We start from the raw sequence: 15,276 nt of genomic DNA on the forward strand, positions 1-15,276 counted from the left end.
AATCCCATTCGTATAATTGGCGAACGCAAGCGTAAGCAACCATGGCTTTATTTGCCAACTTGGGCATGATACGATAAAGAAGCCCCAAGAGCAATGAAATGCAGCAAAAAAAGATAATCGGGAACGAACGGCAGGTTCGTTTCGAAAGGGGAGCGATAGGGATATGATCGAATTAAACGCTGTTTCCAAAACGTACAACGGGACGGTTAAAGCCGTCGACAATTTGAGTCTTTCCGTGCCGAAAGGGGAAATATTCGGATTTCTCGGCCCGAACGGCGCAGGCAAAACAACGACGATAAAAATGATGACAGGCATTCATCGCATCGACCACGGCACGATCCGCATTAACGGCGTCGACATGGGGAGCAATCCGCTGGAAGCCAAAAAACAGTTCGGCTACGTTCCGGACAGCCCCGACATGTTCCTGAGGCTGAAAGGAATCGAATATTTGAACTTCATGGCGGACATGTACGATGTGCCCCGAGACGTCCGCCAGTCTCGCATCGACGGATTTGCCGCCCGATTCGATATGCAGCGCGTCCTGTCCGATCCGATCCAAAGCTATTCCCACGGCATGCGGCAAAAAATCATCATCATGGGCGTGCTGGTCCATAATCCTCCCGTATGGATTCTCGACGAACCGCTCACCGGTCTCGATCCGAAATCTTCATTTACGCTCAAGGAGATGATGCGGGAACATGCGGACAGCGGAAAAGCCGTCTTCTTCTCCACACACGTTCTAGAGGTCGCGGAAAAGCTCTGCGACCGCGTCGCGATCATCAATCGGGGTGTCATCCAATTTTGCGGCACGTTCCGCGAGCTTCAGGAGCATTCGAAGACGAACGCCTCCCTGGAAAGCATGTTCTTGGAGATGACCGGCCATGAATAAAACCTTTGCGCTCACACGAATGTTATGGAAGAACGGCAGCGGACTTTTCGGCAAAAGCATCGGTAAATCCGGCAGCCGGGTCAAATCGTATTTGCTGACCGCCCTCCTTTTCGTCGCGTTTTTGCCGCTTGCTTTTACGCTCGGCACGTTCATCGCCAAACTGTACGACGTGCTGGCGCCAATCGGTCAGGAAGGCTCTCTTCTCGGCTTCGGGCTTGCCGCTTCCAGCATTGTCATTTTCGTGTTCGGCATCTTTTACGTCATCAACGTTTATTATTTTTCCCAAGATGTCGAGCATTTACTTCCGCTTCCGGTGAAGCCGTCGCAAATATTAGCGGCGAAATTTATGGTTACGCTCGTTTATCAGTATGTAACCGAGATGTTTTTGATGGTTCCGCTGCTTATTGCATTCGGCTTGAAAAGCGGTGCCGGGCTCTTATTTTATGTTTACGGCGCAATTGTCTTCGCGGCGCTGCCCGTCATTCCGCTCGTCATTGCTTCGATCATCGCGATGATCGTAATGCGGTTTACGAATGTCGCGAAGCATAAGGATCGTTACCGGATGATCGGCGGAGCGGCGGCCATCATCGTCGGCTTGGGCGCGAACATGCTGTTCCAGAGGTACACGCGCGCTTCGCTAAACCCCCAAGAGCTGCAGGACATGCTGCAGTCCGGCAACAATTCGTTTTTGGATACGGCCGTGCAAATGTTCCCGACAGTCAAATTTGCGGCGACCGCTCTACTCAACGAGCTGGCATGGAAAGGCTTAGCCGGACTTGTGCTGTTCGTCGCCTTGTCCGCTCTCGTCACCGTAGTTTTTATGCTTCTCGGCGAGTGGCTATACTTCCGCGGCGTCATGGGAATGTCCGAATCCGGCTCCAAAAGAAAAGCGCTCAGCAGCAGCGAATTCGCCAAGGAAACGAAGCAAAATTCGGCGCTGACGGCATACCTGATCAAAGAAATGCGCATTTTGATCCGGACGCCCGCTTACTTCCTAAATTGCGTGTTAATGTGTTTCTTATGGCCGGTTCTTCTTCTGCTTCCGGTCATGGCGCAATCCGGCGGTAGGGGCGCTCTGGAATCGCTTGGCGAGTTCATCACCAACAGCGATTCGTCCGGTGCCGTGCTATGCGTAGGCTTCGCATTATTCCTTTTTGTTGCCGGAGCCAACAATACGTCTCCCACAGCGATCTCTCGCGAAGGAGCGTCCATGTTCGTCAATAAATACTTACCTGTGCCTTACGGGACGATGATATTGGCCAAAACGCTGTCAGGATTCGTCCTTTGTATGATTACGATGGTTTTATTGCTTGGGGTAGGCGCCGCCGTGCTGCATCTGTCGCCGCTTCTGGTAGTGCTGCTGGCTCTCGTCGGCATTCCTGGCATGCTGCTTGTCACGTTTTTCGGCATCTTGATCGATATCAACTTTCCAAAGCTTCATTGGGAGAACGAACAGAAGGCCGTCAAGCAAAATATAAACGTTTTATTCAGCACCTTGATCAGCGTAGCTTTGGCTGCCGCCGTCGTGTTTCTCGGCTTCTATTTTCAATTGTCCTTGCCGGTTGCATTCACCGGCATCATGGTCATATTTGTAGTGCTGAACGTCATTCTTTACAGAGTGCTGATGACTAAGGGCCCGTTATGGTTGAACAAGATCGAAGGGTAACATAGTTCCTGCTGCGATTCCATAAAAATGAAAGACCGTCCGGCATTAAAGCCGGACGGTCTTTCATTTTCCGTTTATGAAACCTCTACCTCGCGAACGAACGCCTTTACGAGCTCAATGAACTTCGGCTTCGTCCGGTTCGCGACGGCTACGACCTGCTCATGCGTGAGGGGCTCAAGCTCTTCTCCCACCGCCATATCGGTAATACAGGAAATGCCAAGCACACTCAGTCCGCAGTGACGGGCGGCAATCACTTCGCCGACGGTCGACATGCCGACGGCATCGCCGCCGAGGCGGGCCAGCATCGTAAGCTCCGAAGGCGTCATGTACGCCGGACCGCTGATCCCGCAGTACACGCCCTCCTGCAGCTTCCGACCGTCTCCGGCCTCCAGCTCGCCGGCAAGCCGGTGCGCCAGCTCCCTGTACAATTTGCTGTACGCTTCGGACATATCCGGAAAACGAACCCCCAGCTCCGAATGATTGGGTCCGATCAGCGGATTGTCGCCCGTCATATTAATGTGATCGGCGATCAGCATCAAATCGCCCGCCTGAAAAACACGGTTCATGCCTCCGGCAGCATTCGTAATGACCAGGCACTCGACGCCCAGCTCCTTCAACACATAAACGGGAAACACGACCTTGCGCATCGCATACCCTTCATAATAATGAAACCGTCCCTGCATCACGATTACGCTTTTGCCTTCAAGCGTACCGGCCACGAATTGACCGGCGTGGCCTTCCACCGTCGATACCGGAAAATGCGGCACCTCGGAATAAGGAATCGTAACCGGATCGGCGACCCGCTCCGCCAAATCGCCCAAACCCGACCCGAGAATAAGCCCGAGCTTCGGGCTTGAACCGCCCAATCTGCTTTGAATATAAGAAACCGCTTCGCGAATTTGCTCCAAATACGTGAGCCCGCCCACCGTCACCGTCATCGTGATACTCCTCCTGTCCGCATTTTCTTAAGCGAGTTACAGCTTGGCGATAATCCCCAGCACCAAGCTGAGGAACGTTTGCTTGACGCGCTCCGTCGTTTCGATCACTTCTGCATGCGAAAGCTTTTGCTCCAGTATGCCCGCCGCCATATTCGTGATGCAGGAAATGCCGAGCACCTCGATTCCCGCATGCCTCGCTGCGATAACCTCCGGCACCGTCGACATGCCTACCGCATCGCCGCCGAGCGTACGGACCATGCGAATTTCCGCAGGCGTCTCGTAGGTCGGACCGAGCAAGCCCGCATATACGCCTTCTTGAAGCGCGATACCTTGCTCGGCTGCGGCTTCATGCGCCAGCGCCCGGAGCCTTTTGGCGTACGCCTCCGACATGTCCGGAAAACGAACGCCGAAGGACGGATCGTTCGGACCGATCAGCGGGCTCCGGTTCATCAGATTGATGTGATCGGATATCAGCATCAAATCCCCGACCCGGAAGCCGGTATTTACACCGCCTGCCGCATTCGTCACGATAAGCGTCTCGACGCCGAGCGCTTTCATGACGCGCACCGGGAATGTAACGGAGCCGCCTTCATAACCTTCGTATAGATGAAAACGGCCTTTCATCATCAGCACGCCTTTGCCTTGGACCGTACCCGCGACCAGCTCGCCGGCATGTCCTTCTACAGTCGATACGGGAAAATGCGGCACGTCGCCATATGGGAAAACCGTCGCCTCTTCGATCAGATCGGCCAGTACGCCCAGCCCGGAGCCAAGTATTAACCCGATCTTCGGGTTCTGCAATTTCGGCCTCAAGTAGTCTGCTGCCTCACGGACCAACTGTCCTTGCGGGATTTGGTCCAGCGATCCGCTTAGATTCGAGCTGTTCATTAACGCCCCTCCTCTGCACCGTTCGGCTTCGGCAGCTTGCTAAGAAAGCTTTCGCCATGGGCGGGCTGCTTGAGGCCGAAATTTTCGGCGATAGTCGCGCCCAAGTCGGCGAAAGTGCTTCGCACCCCGATCGACCGTTCCCCGCCGGAGCCGGCCGGATCGCTGAACGAAGGGCTCCAGGCAAGCAGCGGGACATACTCGCGCGTATGGTCCGTCCCGGCATGGAATGGATCATTGCCGTGATCGGCGGTTAAGACGAGCAAATCGGACGGCTCGAGCCGCTTCATGATCTCGGGAAGCCGCCCGTCGAACTCCATCAAAGCGTTCGCATATCCTTGCGGATCGCGTCGATGACCGTAAAGCGAGTCGAAATCGACGAGGTTCGTGAACAAAAGGCCGCGGAACGGTTTTTCCAAAGCTTCAATCGTTTTATCGATGCCGTCTTCGTTGCTTTTGGTAGACAAAGCCGAGGTTACGCCTTCGCCCGAATAAATATCGTTGATTTTACCGATCGCAATGCAATCGTACCCGCCATCCTTCAGTGCGTTCATCACTGTGGGGGCCGGAGGCTTGACCGCATAATCATGCCGGTTCGGCGTTCTTGCGAAAGCGCCAGGCTTGCCGGTATACGGCCGCGCAATGACGCGTCCGACCGCGAACTTCGGATCCATGGTCAGTCGGCGGGCAGCTTCGCAAGCGCGGTACAGCTCATCAAGAGGAATAATCTCTTCGTGAGCGGCAAGCTGAAACACGCTGTCTGCGGATGTGTAGACGATCCAAGCGCCTGTCCGCATCTGCTCCTCGCCCAGCTCGACGAGTATTTCCGTTCCGGAAGCAGGCTTGTTGCCGATCGTTTTGCGGCCCGTTTCCTCCTCGAACCGGCGAATCAGCTCTTCCGGAAAGCCTTCCGGGTAAGTTTGAAACGGAATTTCAACCCTTAATCCCATCAGCTCCCAATGACCGGTCATCGTATCCTTGCCTACGGAAACCTCCGCCATTTTGCCGTAAACCGCCTCCGGATTTGCCGAGGCTTCTACACCAGCGAGCGCCGCGATATTTCCCAGTCCCAGCCTCTGCAGGTTCGGAACGGCAAAACCGGGCACACGCTCCGCAATATGGCCGAGCGTATGTGAGCCTGCATCCCCGAAGGTTGCCGCATCGGGCAGCTCGCCGATTCCTACGCTGTCCAGTACGATCAGGCATATTCTTTTGTAGCTCATAGCAGTCCCTCCGTGTTATCTAAATAAGCTGAACCCATGAATAGGGAGTCCATTTCATCCGTACTCCTTGCCGGCTTCTTCCGTTCAACTTATGTTGTTACAGTCCGGCGGACTACCCCGCCCGTTTTAAGACCGGCCGACTTTACAAGTGCGCTCTCGGATGCGCGCGGTCGTATACGTCCTTCATCTTGACTTTGGTAACCTGCGTATAAATTTGCGTTGTCGAAATATCCGCATGCCCGAGCATTTCCTGGACGGCGCGCAAGTCGGCCCCGTTCTCCAGCAGATGCGTCGCAAACGAATGACGCAGCGTATGCGGCGTTATTTCCTTCGTTATCCGAATATCACGCGCATATTTCTTGATGATTTTCCAGAAGCCCTGCCTGGATAATCTGGTGCCCAGATGGTTGATGAATAGTGCCTGCTCGTTCTCACGCTTGCGTATGAGCTGCGATCTGATGTCCTGCATATAAGGCTCCAGCCAGCGGGCAGCTACGCGCCCCAAAGGAATGATCCGCTCCTTGGCTCCCTTGCCCATGCACCGCATAAAACCCATCGTCGTATTCGCGCTGTCGATATCGAGCGATATGAGCTCCGAAACGCGGATCCCGGTTGCATACAGCACCTCCAGCATCGCCTTGTCGCGGATGCCGTGCGGCGTCGTCAAATCGGGCGCTTCCAGCAGCTGTTCCACCTCCGCGACGGTCAGCACGCTGGGGGGACGCTTGTCCAGCTTCGGCGACTCCAGGTTTGCCGTCGGATCGGTTTCCGCTAAACGCTCTCTAAGCAAATAACGGTGGAAAGAGCGAATCGACACCAAGCAGCGGGAGACCGAGGCGGCTGCCCGGCCAAGCTTTTTGAGTTTTTGCAAATATTGCAGAACATGCACTTTCGACGTCTCCCTAGCCGCGCCGATGCCGCTTTCCTGCAAATAATCGATATATTGCGATATGTCTCTTTCGTAAGCGTTGAGCGTATTCGCCGACAACCCTCGTTCGACGGCTAAGAAGCTCAAATACGATTGCATCTGGTCTTTCATTGTTTCCTCCGCTTGAATAACATGACTTTCCGCACCGCCTTCGCAACTACAGCGGAAGACGGTTCTCTAATCAATGATTCCACACCGGCAAAACGATTTCCTTCTCCCGCGGCCAAAAAACTCACATGAACTGTCAAAGTTCGTGAGAATCGCAGCTTCGAAACATGCGGTTTTCCCAATAAACAGAAAAACCGAGCCCATGCGGGATAAAGCAATCCGCGCCTGTCCGGTTTTTCGGCTTCCCTTACTCGCCGTACCAGTAAAACAGCATGAGCCGGTCCTTCATCGGTATGTGAGCGTCGTCGACGCCTTCATTTCCGAATACTTTGACCGATCGCCCGGCAGGCTGCTTATACTTATGCGTGGGCTCCATCCAGCCGCTTACGATGGTCATAATATGATACAAAAAAAACGTCAATACGATGAACATCAGCAAATATTTGAACAGCTGCAGCCCTTTACGGAGCGAGAAAATCATTCGCCGCGCCTCCTTCGCCCAAACGCCGCTTCGTGATGGCTGAACAAAACGGTACCAGCGTAAATCCCCTTACCGTAACGTATGTTTTGTCCATCCCGGATATGACGAAACGCAGCAGTTAACGGCGCGGCGTTCCGCCTATGTTTGCTCGGCTTGCAGCAGGCTGTCGAGACGCACATACGGCTTGCCTACGGACTCCGCAACAGCCGCATGAGTAATATGCCCCCGAAACGTATTGACGCCCTGACGAAGCGGCAGGCTGTTTCTAAGAGCCTGTTCGGGCCCATTGCCCTTACCTGCCAATTCCAAAGCGTAAGGCATCGTCGCATTCGTAAGCGCCAGCGTCGAGGTGCGCGGTACGGCGCCCGGCATGTTCGCGACGGCATAATGAATGACGCCGTGCTTCTCGTACGTCGGCTCGCTGTGCGTCGTTACCCGGTCGATGGTTTCGATCGAGCCTCCTTGATCCACGGCAACGTCGACGATTACAGCGCCCGGCTTCATCTGCTCGACCATTTCCTCGGTCACGAGCTTCGGCGCCCGGGCGCCGGGAATCAGCACGGCGCCGATCAGCAAATCGGCTTTCCGCACCGCGCTGGCAATATTGTACGGCGTGGACATCAATGTGCGCAGACGGCCGCCGAACACATCATCCAAGTAACGCATACGGTCCGCGCTGCGCTCGATGATGACGACGCTTGCGCCGAGTCCGAGCGCCATTTTGGCTGCATTCGTGCCGACGATACCGCCGCCCATAATAACGACATCGGCAGGAGGCACTCCCGGCACGCCGCCAAGCAAAACTCCGCGTCCGCCGTAAAAACGCTCCAAGAAATGCGCCCCCACTTGAACCGACATCCGGCCGGCGACCTCGCTCATCGGCGTCAGAAGCGGCAGGCTCCCGTTAGCGAGCTGAATCGTCTCGTAAGCGATTCCGGTAACTTTCTTTTCGATCAATTGCTCGGTGAGCGCACCGGCGGCAGCTAAATGCAGGTAGGTAAACAAAGTAAGATTTTCACGAAAAAATCCGAATTCCTCCGGAAGCGGCTCCTTTACCTTCATGATCATGTCGGCCCGCGCCCAAACCTCCGGCGCCTCCGGCACGATAACCGCGCCGGCTCCCGCATAATCCTCGTCCGGAAAACCGCTGCCCGCACCGGCGCCGCGCTCGATCAGTACGCGATGTCCCGCCTGATGCAGCATATGAGCTCCCGAGGGCGTTATCGCCACCCGGTATTCGTTATTTTTAATCTCCTTCGGAATGCCGACGGTGCAAACTGTCATCCATTCATCCCGCCTTCCACGTAATTGGTATGCATTGGCTTAATGTAACCGGAACCCGCTTTCCTTAGTCGCCTTCGCCTGCATGGAGTCGATCCGGCAAACCAAATGTCATGTCCCGCTCACGGGCAACTCTTCTCTATCATATTTTGAAATAGAGATTGCTATGTTTGCAGGAGGGATGAAGATGAACCGACTAGCCGAATTGCTGAAATCAGCGCTTTCCCCCGGGCATAAAGCCGAAATCGCTTCGAGATCGAGGCGCACGCAAATACGCAGATTGATCGTACTTAAAAATAATGCTTGTTATGACGCATTTTTGCGCACGATGAAATCGGTCGGCCTTTCGCCCGATAAAAAAATAAAATCTCACAAAGCCGTTATCTGCCATTTTAACCCGACGACCGATTGGCAATCGCTTAGCAAGCATGCGCTTGTCAGACGCATCGAGGTAGACCGCAAGCTGACGCTGCATGTACTGCCGGGAGAACGGACGGGAGCCGCCGATTCCGCATGCGCTTCCGTCAATAAGAGCCAGGTCATTCCATGGGGAATAAACCGGATTCGCGCGCCGCGTTATTGGGAAAGAGCCGCATACGGGAGAAATGTGAAGGTCGCCGTCATCGACACCGGGGTCAGCCCCCATCCGGACTTGAACATATCCGGCTCCTTTAACGCTATCGACAACGGCCGGTCCGCGAGGGACGATAACGGACACGGCACCCACGTAGCCGGCACGCTGGCGGGTCTGAACAATAAATTCGGCGTTATCGGCGCTGCGCCCGGCATCCGTTTGTATGCGGTCAAAGCATTCGACTCCACCGGCACCGGCTTCGTTTCGGACATTATCGAAAGCATCGACTGGTGCGTGCGCAACCGGATGCACGTCATCAATATGAGCTTCGGCATGGCCGAAGGAAGCGCCACCTTGCTGGAATCGATCCGCAGAGCCCATAATCGCGGGATCGTGCTCGTAGCTTCATGCGGCAATGAAGGGATTATGGCCGATCATATCGATTATCCCGCCAAATACTCGGAAACGATTGCCGTAGCCGCGACGAACCGTGACAATCAGATCGCCGGCTTCAGCAGCCGCGGCAGCGGAATTACGCTCGCCGCCCCCGGCGTCGGGATCTGCTCGACGATACCGGGCTCCAAATACTCGCTGCTGAGCGGAACGTCGATGGCCGTGCCGCATGTAAGCGGAGCGGCGGCCTTATTATTGATCCTGCACCCGGGCATTACGCCGTCTCAATTGAAATCGCGATTAAAGCAAACCGCACGCCGGCTTTCCGGCTCCGGCACGGATGCCCAAGGTGCCGGTCTCATCCAGATTACTTAGTTTGTCCGGAAATACAAAAAACACCTTCCAGACGAGGAATATCGTTCCGTCGTCTTGGAAGGTGTTCGTTTGCTTACTCGTTCTTGTCGTTCTTTTCGTTCTTGGCTTTGTCGTTGCAGCGGTGGCATATCCCTTGAAAATCGAGACGGTGATCCAGCACCTTGAAATTATATTGCTGTTCCAACCGTTCCTCCAGCGGCAGCAGCCAATCCTCCATGATCTCATCGACGGCGCCGCATTGGACGCAGATCAAATGATGATGATGGTGATGGGAGCTGTCATTCCTCAAGTCATACCTGGCGACGCCGTCGCCGAAATTCATTTTCTCAAGCACATGCAAATCACTCAGCAGTTCAAGCGTACGATATACGGTCGCAAGACCGATTTCAGGAGCCTTCTCCTTCACTAACATGAAAACGTCTTCCGCACTAAGGTGGTCTTCCTCGTTTTCCAGAAGGACGCGGACCGTCGCTTCCCGCTGAGGGGTTAATTTATAGCCCTGCGACTGCAGCTGCTGTTTTATTTTATCAATTTTGGCTTCCATGCTGGATTCCATAGCTCTTCCCCCTCAAACGGCCATCCGTTGACGTGCAAACTTGCTTTCATTATAGGGGGTGTTTGCAAATAAAGTCAAACCTTTTACGTCGGAGACTATCCGGCTTGTGCGACCGTAAGCATCGGAGAAACCCATTTCAAGACCGCCGGAGACAGAAACGCTTCATAAATCGAGGCTGCGATCAACAGCATGGCCATAACGGCCGTAGTCAATGAATACCGCATAAACGGCGGTACGACGGTCCCGCTTCTCTGCCAAAACCGCTGCTTGATCATATCCAGCGAGAAAGACATGGCGGTGACGCTGCACACGACGATGACGGGCAGCACGATCATATTTTGCGGCACGACGCCGGCAAGCGCGAACAACATGCCTTTCCACGAATATTGACCGATCATGTAGCCTACCGTGAAGCCGATCAGAACGCCTTTAAGAAAATCGAGCACCAAAATAAGCGGAAGCCCGATGACCGACAGTCCGAAAATCCAGATGAGCAGCACCCATTTCCAGTGCATGAGCAGCCCCGCGAAAAACGTATCGCGATTTCCTTCGCTTAGCCCTTGGTCGACCGATTGCAAAAAACTCCCCAAATGACGGCCGATTTCCTGCTTCTGCTCAAGCGTCAGCGCATTGACCATCACCGCGCCAAATACGACGCCCGTAATCAGGATAACGGCGATAAATACATAAAGCGACAAATGTTCCTTCGTATAGTTCTGCATCGTTCTGCTTAGACTCGTCATTGCAGGCGTTCCCCTTTCACGGATCGTAAGGCGGCTTCGATGAACAACCTCTACTAATCCTATGAGAAACGGAAACGGCTTATGACTGGCTTGTCCTGCAAAATATGCAGCCTGTTCTGCCATTATTGGCAGCTATATCGGTTCATAGACTCATTTGCCGCAAAATCAGGTTCGGCTCACTTTACCGTATCGGCCGCCGCCGCCGACCTCCACCTCAAGCAAGCCGCCCCTGGCTTGAACAATCATGCCTGCCACGCTTTCCCCTGCTATTTCCGCCAGCGAGCTTTCCGATACCCTGTGCAAAATATTCATCTCGGTGCCGAACGCTTCGAGCAGCCGGTTCAGCAGCTTTGGCCCGAGGCCCGGTATGAACTCCAGCGGCACTTGATACCGGTATGGCGGGCGCGACGCCGGCGGCTGCGGCGTTTCGCGGTCCGCAATAGCCTTAATCCTGTCCAATACGCCGCGAACAAGCTTGGCGCTGCCGCAGTATACGCAGCGGTCGACCGTCGTCTCGCTCTCGTCGATGATCGATTCGCAAAGCCCGCAATACGTACGGTGGTATTTGCCGAGCCGCGGATTCAAGCCGAAGTTGGCTTCCACGCCTCTTCCGTCCGCGCCGGCAAGCGCCTTGACGAGCTCGGCGAAGGTCGGCTCCGCCAAAGTCAGTTTATTGTACTCGCGTCCGATTTTTCCGAGCGAATGCGCATCAGAATTCGTCAGCAGCGTAAACCGGTCCAGCTCCGACAAATACCCTGCCATTTCGGTATCGGCGCTCAAACCGAGCTCGACGGCTGCAAGACGGTCCAAATCAAGCAGATCGGACATTTGCTGCGAACAGCTGCCGTACACGCTCTTGTGAGGCGTAAAAATATGCGCAGGCACCATGATGCCGCCGCGATCGATCGCCTCCTGCTGAAGCTCGCGTGCTGTGACATAGATGCGCTGGGAGCTGAGCGTCACATTTTTCATAAATTTGCGCATCCACTCCGTAAAATCGCGCATATCGGCGAGCGAAGGCAAATAGACGAGCAAATGGGCAGGCCCCATGCCGGGATCGCGCACTTCGATTTCGCTGCCCAGCAGCAGCGTCGTTTTTTTGTACCGGATTCCTCCGCCTGCAAGCTCCGTCATTTCGCCGCTTTCAAGCAGAGTGTCTATTTCTTCCTGCACGGCCGGCGATTGGCAGTCGATGATGCCGACGATGTCGATTCCTTTACGGTCCGAGGCTTCCCTTGCGATGTTCGCGAACGTTAGATTGTTGGCGGCGCTGATTTTGACCGGAGCTCCTTTGGCCGTTCTTCCGATATGAATGTGAAGATCGGCATACAAGGAGCGAAGCTGCCCGCTCACGAGTGCCCGATTTGGCCGGTCAGCCGGTAAAGCTGCCATGCGTACACGGCCAGTATCGTTTTGGCGTCGCTTATTTTTTGATCCGAAATATAACGCTGCGCCTCTTCCAGCGTGATCGCCTCGATGTCCAGAAACTCGTCATCGTCCGGATTCGCCTCGCCCTTCGTCAGCTCCTCAGCAACGTACAGGTGCAAAATCTCGTCGGCAAAGCCAGGCGACGTATAAAACGAGCATACATGCTTCAGCGATGAGCTGCGATAGCCGGTTTCTTCCTCCAGCTCGCGAATTGCCGCTTGCAACGGATCTTCGCCCGGATCCAGCTTGCCCGCGGGAATTTCGACTTGGCTTTTCTCAAGCGGCTTGCGGTATTGCTCGACCACGATCATTTTATCGCCGAGGAGCGCAAGCACCCCGACCGCCCCGGGATGTTTTACGATTTCTCGCGTCGCCGTCCCGCCGTTCGGCAGGGTGACGGTATCCACCTGAAGGGAAATTATTTTTCCTTGAAAAATCGGTTCGCTGCTTATCGTCTTTTCTTCGAATTTTTTGTGCTGATCCTGTCCGCTCATCGTTATGATGCCTCCTCGTTAATTTCGAGCGCTTATCGGTGCCCTTTGCCTGTATTCCCTAGAAAATGACGACTAATGCTAAATGTAGAACAAGCCCCATTATACCATGTTCGGGTCGGCCTATCCCAAATAGAACAATAATCTAGGGCCCGGACATGCATAACTCGTCCGTCTTCCGCATAAAGTTTGTACAAATAAGCCCAAATCCCCGGCGGTGCGCGACTTTTCGAGCAACGATCATCGGCACCGCCCGGACGGGACGAAATGAGGACGAAACGATGAAAAGCACATTTACTCCGAACCAAATGAGATTGATCGGCAAAGCTTGGGAGGTACGCCATTTATTGCGGGTGCTCGTCAGCCAGGCAAAGGATCGCCATGCTCCGCTGACGGAGCTGCTGGAACGCCGTCAGCTTGTGAAGGCAAAAGCCGAAATGCATGCTCAGCAGCAGCACACACGCCGAGAAAATACGACGGATCGTCGCGTAATCCCCTTCCCATTGTCGTAATCGAATGCGGGTATGGCTTCATCGCCCGTACGGTTTCCGCAACCGATACGCCGTCCACCCATATGCATTGATGCTTGGCTCCGCATCCGCTCCGCTCAAGCTGCCGTTCCACGAATAAGCGTCTCGCTTGCTCGAGCGAGGCGGGGAGAGGAACAATTGCCGGCGTCAACGCGATATCGCTCAGGGCGGATACGATATGATGGCTCAAGCCGTAATGACGCTCGCGCGGGTCGGCGAAGCTTAATCGCGGCATGACGATCGGAATGCCGCCCAGCGCGCTTACGGCATGGACAAGCTCCGCCACCTCGATGGCCGTATGGCCGAGCCGCGTACCCGTGCCCGCGCTGCCGGGGCCCATGCACGCAATCGCAATGCCGGCATGCAGCGAATGCCGCGCGGCGAGAAGCGCGCTATATTTATTCATCGCCTCAAGATCGCCGCCATAGGCGTGGCCCGCCGTAACCGTTCCGCACAGCCAGCCTAAACCGCGCAGCGCCGCTGCATGCTGGCTCACGGCAAGCGGCAGCGCTCCTCCATCCGTCATCACGTATGCCACAGAAGTGCCTTTCCCGCCATCCGATTGTCCGATGCGGAAGCGAAGCCAGCACAGCGCAACAGGAAGCATACTGTGCAAGCCTCCGATCAGCACCGGCATCCCTTCCAGCGAAAGCTTGCCGCGAAATTTCGCATGATGGCCGCCGCCATCCTCCTCAACGGCATGCACCGCGCGCTGAACCGGCGTATAACGCAGCTTCATCATTTTTCCTGCAGACCGCCCTGCTTGCGAACCATCCCCGTCATTATCGTTCAATCCGATCATGCCGTCATCGCGACTATCGCCATCGTTCAACAATGCGCAAACGAAGTCGATTCCGCCGGTGCCGAGCTTCAGCTTGACCGCCGTCCGGTTCAGCATGACGCGATCCCCGACCTTCACCGGAGGCAATACGTCCGTATAATGGTAAGCTAACGACATCTCCGCAGCCGCACCTTCCAACGCAACGCGCAGCTCTTGAACAGGCCTGTTTTCCAGCTGCTTGCATTGGACAACTCTGCCTTTGGCCCAATCGATCATGTCCGTCCCCCCTTATCCGCAGTTTCATCATTGATCTATATGCGGAAAAGGGAGAACATTTTCTTCTTTATGCGTGAGCCCTGCGGCGAATGTGTTATAATACGCCATACGGAGCCCATTATGAAGAGAGGGTGCAAGCCCTAACAGGAGGCAGCAGCATGAACGAGTCGCTAACCGGCAAACAACGCGTTTCCCATAAATTGCTTTCGGAAAGGCTGGAATCGGTAAAGCCGCTGGAACAAAATGATATTGAAACGTATGAGATCGTCAAAGACCGGATCACCGGAGAACATTACTTGCTCTACTATTACATTCATATCGCGGTCGCGGAAGGCGGCCACAAGGAAACGTATTACCATTTGATGCCGCTGGAATCGGACGACGTACTGGCAACCATTTTCGGAGATCAAGCCTTCAAATATCCGGAACACTGGCTGAAGCCTTACTTGCGTAACAGCTCCGACGACGATTCCTACGTCTGGTACGATCCGTCGTTCGTCGAGGATTTCGATCATTACGAGCAGACCGGACGAAAGCTTCAGGATATGCTGCGCGCATTTAAAGAAGAAGGCCAGTTCGATGAAAACAAAGTGCGGGAGCTTCTTCGAAAAATGGACGAGGAATCATAATGCAAACTTACAAGGAAAACCGTCCGAATATCACGGACGGTCCTTTGTGCTCGGCTTTACGTTTGCACGTGTGCGAGGTAATGGATTGGGGCTTTCAACCG

15 protein-coding genes are annotated in these 15,276 nt (G+C 54.7%); 4 read left to right on the forward strand and 11 right to left on the reverse strand.

Going from position 1 to position 15,276, the window contains the following annotated elements; all coding sequences use genetic code 11:
- Window positions 1-163: 163 nt before the first annotated feature.
- Both DQG23_RS25200 and DQG23_RS25205 read left to right on the forward strand, forming a co-directional pair.
- Window positions 164-889 carry an ABC transporter ATP-binding protein gene (locus DQG23_RS25200; protein ID WP_113033796.1) on the forward strand — a complete coding sequence of 242 codons (726 nt, stop codon included), beginning with the start codon at window positions 164-166 and terminating at the stop codon, window positions 887-889.
- On the forward strand, window positions 882-2,555 hold the full coding sequence (locus tag DQG23_RS25205; protein WP_113033797.1) for a putative ABC transporter permease subunit: 1,674 nt from the start codon (window positions 882-884) through the stop codon (window positions 2,553-2,555). Before DQG23_RS25200 ends, DQG23_RS25205 begins: the two co-directional genes overlap by 8 nt.
- Window positions 2,556-2,629: 74 nt before the next feature.
- Here DQG23_RS25205 and DQG23_RS25210 read toward each other — a convergent pair whose 3' ends face one another.
- From DQG23_RS25210 to ald, 6 genes are all read right to left on the reverse strand, one after another.
- A complete protein-coding gene (locus DQG23_RS25210; protein WP_113033798.1) occupies window positions 2,630-3,493 on the reverse strand; it encodes a purine-nucleoside phosphorylase in 864 nt (287 codons plus the stop codon).
- Window positions 3,494-3,529: 36 nt separating this feature from the next.
- On the reverse strand, window positions 3,530-4,381 hold the full coding sequence (locus tag DQG23_RS25215) for a purine-nucleoside phosphorylase (protein WP_113033799.1): 852 nt from the start codon (window positions 4,379-4,381) through the stop codon (window positions 3,530-3,532).
- Window positions 4,381-5,601, reverse strand: coding sequence for a phosphopentomutase (gene deoB, locus DQG23_RS25220; protein WP_113033800.1), 1,221 nt, complete (start codon window positions 5,599-5,601; stop codon window positions 4,381-4,383). Before deoB ends, DQG23_RS25215 begins: the two co-directional genes overlap by 1 nt.
- A gap of 142 nt (window positions 5,602-5,743) precedes the next feature.
- A complete protein-coding gene (gene xerD, locus DQG23_RS25225) occupies window positions 5,744-6,640 on the reverse strand; it encodes a site-specific tyrosine recombinase XerD (protein ID WP_113033801.1) in 897 nt (298 codons plus the stop codon).
- 244 nt (window positions 6,641-6,884) lie between these two features.
- On the reverse strand, window positions 6,885-7,118 hold the full coding sequence (locus DQG23_RS25230) for a DUF4227 family protein (RefSeq protein ID WP_113033802.1): 234 nt from the start codon (window positions 7,116-7,118) through the stop codon (window positions 6,885-6,887).
- A 138-nt stretch (window positions 7,119-7,256) separates the two neighbouring features.
- A complete protein-coding gene (gene ald / locus DQG23_RS25235; RefSeq protein WP_113033803.1) occupies window positions 7,257-8,402 on the reverse strand; it encodes an alanine dehydrogenase in 1,146 nt (381 codons plus the stop codon).
- Window positions 8,403-8,586: 184 nt separating this feature from the next.
- Between ald and DQG23_RS25240 the strand changes: the two genes are divergently transcribed.
- Window positions 8,587-9,741, forward strand: coding sequence for a S8 family peptidase (locus DQG23_RS25240; RefSeq protein ID WP_158560676.1), 1,155 nt, complete (start codon window positions 8,587-8,589; stop codon window positions 9,739-9,741).
- A gap of 73 nt (window positions 9,742-9,814) precedes the next feature.
- On the opposite strand, the gene fur is transcribed toward DQG23_RS25240, so the two are convergent.
- From fur to DQG23_RS25270, 5 genes are all read right to left on the reverse strand, one after another.
- Window positions 9,815-10,285 carry a ferric iron uptake transcriptional regulator gene (gene fur / locus DQG23_RS25245; RefSeq protein WP_113033866.1) on the reverse strand — a complete coding sequence of 157 codons (471 nt, stop codon included), beginning with the start codon at window positions 10,283-10,285 and terminating at the stop codon, window positions 9,815-9,817.
- A gap of 107 nt (window positions 10,286-10,392) precedes the next feature.
- Entirely contained in the window at window positions 10,393-11,040 is a 648-nt protein-coding gene (spoIIM, locus tag DQG23_RS25250) for a stage II sporulation protein M (protein WP_238178018.1), read from the reverse strand.
- Between the two features lie 165 nt (window positions 11,041-11,205).
- Window positions 11,206-12,432 (reverse strand): endonuclease Q family protein, encoded by a 1,227-nt coding sequence (locus DQG23_RS25255; RefSeq protein WP_113033805.1) that lies wholly within the window; start codon window positions 12,430-12,432, stop codon window positions 11,206-11,208.
- Window positions 12,390-12,962 (reverse strand): NUDIX domain-containing protein, encoded by a 573-nt coding sequence (locus DQG23_RS25260; protein ID WP_113033806.1) that lies wholly within the window; start codon window positions 12,960-12,962, stop codon window positions 12,390-12,392. The genes DQG23_RS25255 and DQG23_RS25260 overlap by 43 nt, the downstream gene beginning before the upstream one ends.
- A 357-nt stretch (window positions 12,963-13,319) precedes the next feature.
- Window positions 13,320-14,546, reverse strand: coding sequence for a DUF3866 family protein (locus tag DQG23_RS25270; protein WP_113033807.1), 1,227 nt, complete (start codon window positions 14,544-14,546; stop codon window positions 13,320-13,322).
- A gap of 158 nt (window positions 14,547-14,704) precedes the next feature.
- On the opposite strand from DQG23_RS25270, the gene DQG23_RS25275 reads away from it, so the two are divergent.
- Window positions 14,705-15,175 carry a hypothetical protein gene (locus DQG23_RS25275; protein ID WP_113033808.1) on the forward strand — a complete coding sequence of 157 codons (471 nt, stop codon included), beginning with the start codon at window positions 14,705-14,707 and terminating at the stop codon, window positions 15,173-15,175.
- Window positions 15,176-15,276 lie beyond the last annotated feature (101 nt).

The sequence above is a fragment of the Paenibacillus contaminans genome (genome assembly GCF_003285015.1).
GTDB lineage: Bacteria > Bacillota > Bacilli > Paenibacillales > NBRC-103111 > Paenibacillus_V > Paenibacillus_V contaminans.

Excerpts from the sequence above, each read along its gene's own strand:
- DQG23_RS25240 (WP_158560676.1), top strand. The coding sequence starts at position 8,587 with ATGAACCGACTAGCCGAATTGCTGAAATCAGCGCTTTCCCCCGGGCAT.
- deoB (WP_113033800.1), bottom strand. The coding sequence starts at position 5,601 with ATGAGCTACAAAAGAATATGCCTGATCGTACTGGACAGCGTAGGAATC.
- DQG23_RS25215 (WP_113033799.1), bottom strand. The coding sequence starts at position 4,381 with ATGAACAGCTCGAATCTAAGCGGATCGCTGGACCAAATCCCGCAAGGA.
- DQG23_RS25275 (WP_113033808.1), top strand. The coding sequence starts at position 14,705 with ATGAACGAGTCGCTAACCGGCAAACAACGCGTTTCCCATAAATTGCTT.
- ald (WP_113033803.1), bottom strand. The coding sequence starts at position 8,402 with ATGACAGTTTGCACCGTCGGCATTCCGAAGGAGATTAAAAATAACGAA.
- DQG23_RS25200 (WP_113033796.1), top strand. The coding sequence starts at position 164 with ATGATCGAATTAAACGCTGTTTCCAAAACGTACAACGGGACGGTTAAA.
- xerD (WP_113033801.1), bottom strand. The coding sequence starts at position 6,640 with ATGAAAGACCAGATGCAATCGTATTTGAGCTTCTTAGCCGTCGAACGA.
- DQG23_RS25255 (WP_113033805.1), bottom strand. The coding sequence starts at position 12,432 with ATGGCAGCTTTACCGGCTGACCGGCCAAATCGGGCACTCGTGAGCGGG.
- DQG23_RS25270 (WP_113033807.1), bottom strand. The coding sequence starts at position 14,546 with ATGATCGATTGGGCCAAAGGCAGAGTTGTCCAATGCAAGCAGCTGGAA.
- fur (WP_113033866.1), bottom strand. The coding sequence starts at position 10,285 with ATGGAAGCCAAAATTGATAAAATAAAACAGCAGCTGCAGTCGCAGGGC.
- DQG23_RS25210 (WP_113033798.1), bottom strand. The coding sequence starts at position 3,493 with ATGACGGTGACGGTGGGCGGGCTCACGTATTTGGAGCAAATTCGCGAA.
- DQG23_RS25230 (WP_113033802.1), bottom strand. The coding sequence starts at position 7,118 with ATGATTTTCTCGCTCCGTAAAGGGCTGCAGCTGTTCAAATATTTGCTG.
- DQG23_RS25205 (WP_113033797.1), top strand. The coding sequence starts at position 882 with ATGAATAAAACCTTTGCGCTCACACGAATGTTATGGAAGAACGGCAGC.
- DQG23_RS25260 (WP_113033806.1), bottom strand. The coding sequence starts at position 12,962 with ATGAGCGGACAGGATCAGCACAAAAAATTCGAAGAAAAGACGATAAGC.
- spoIIM (WP_238178018.1), bottom strand. The coding sequence starts at position 11,040 with ATGACGAGTCTAAGCAGAACGATGCAGAACTATACGAAGGAACATTTG.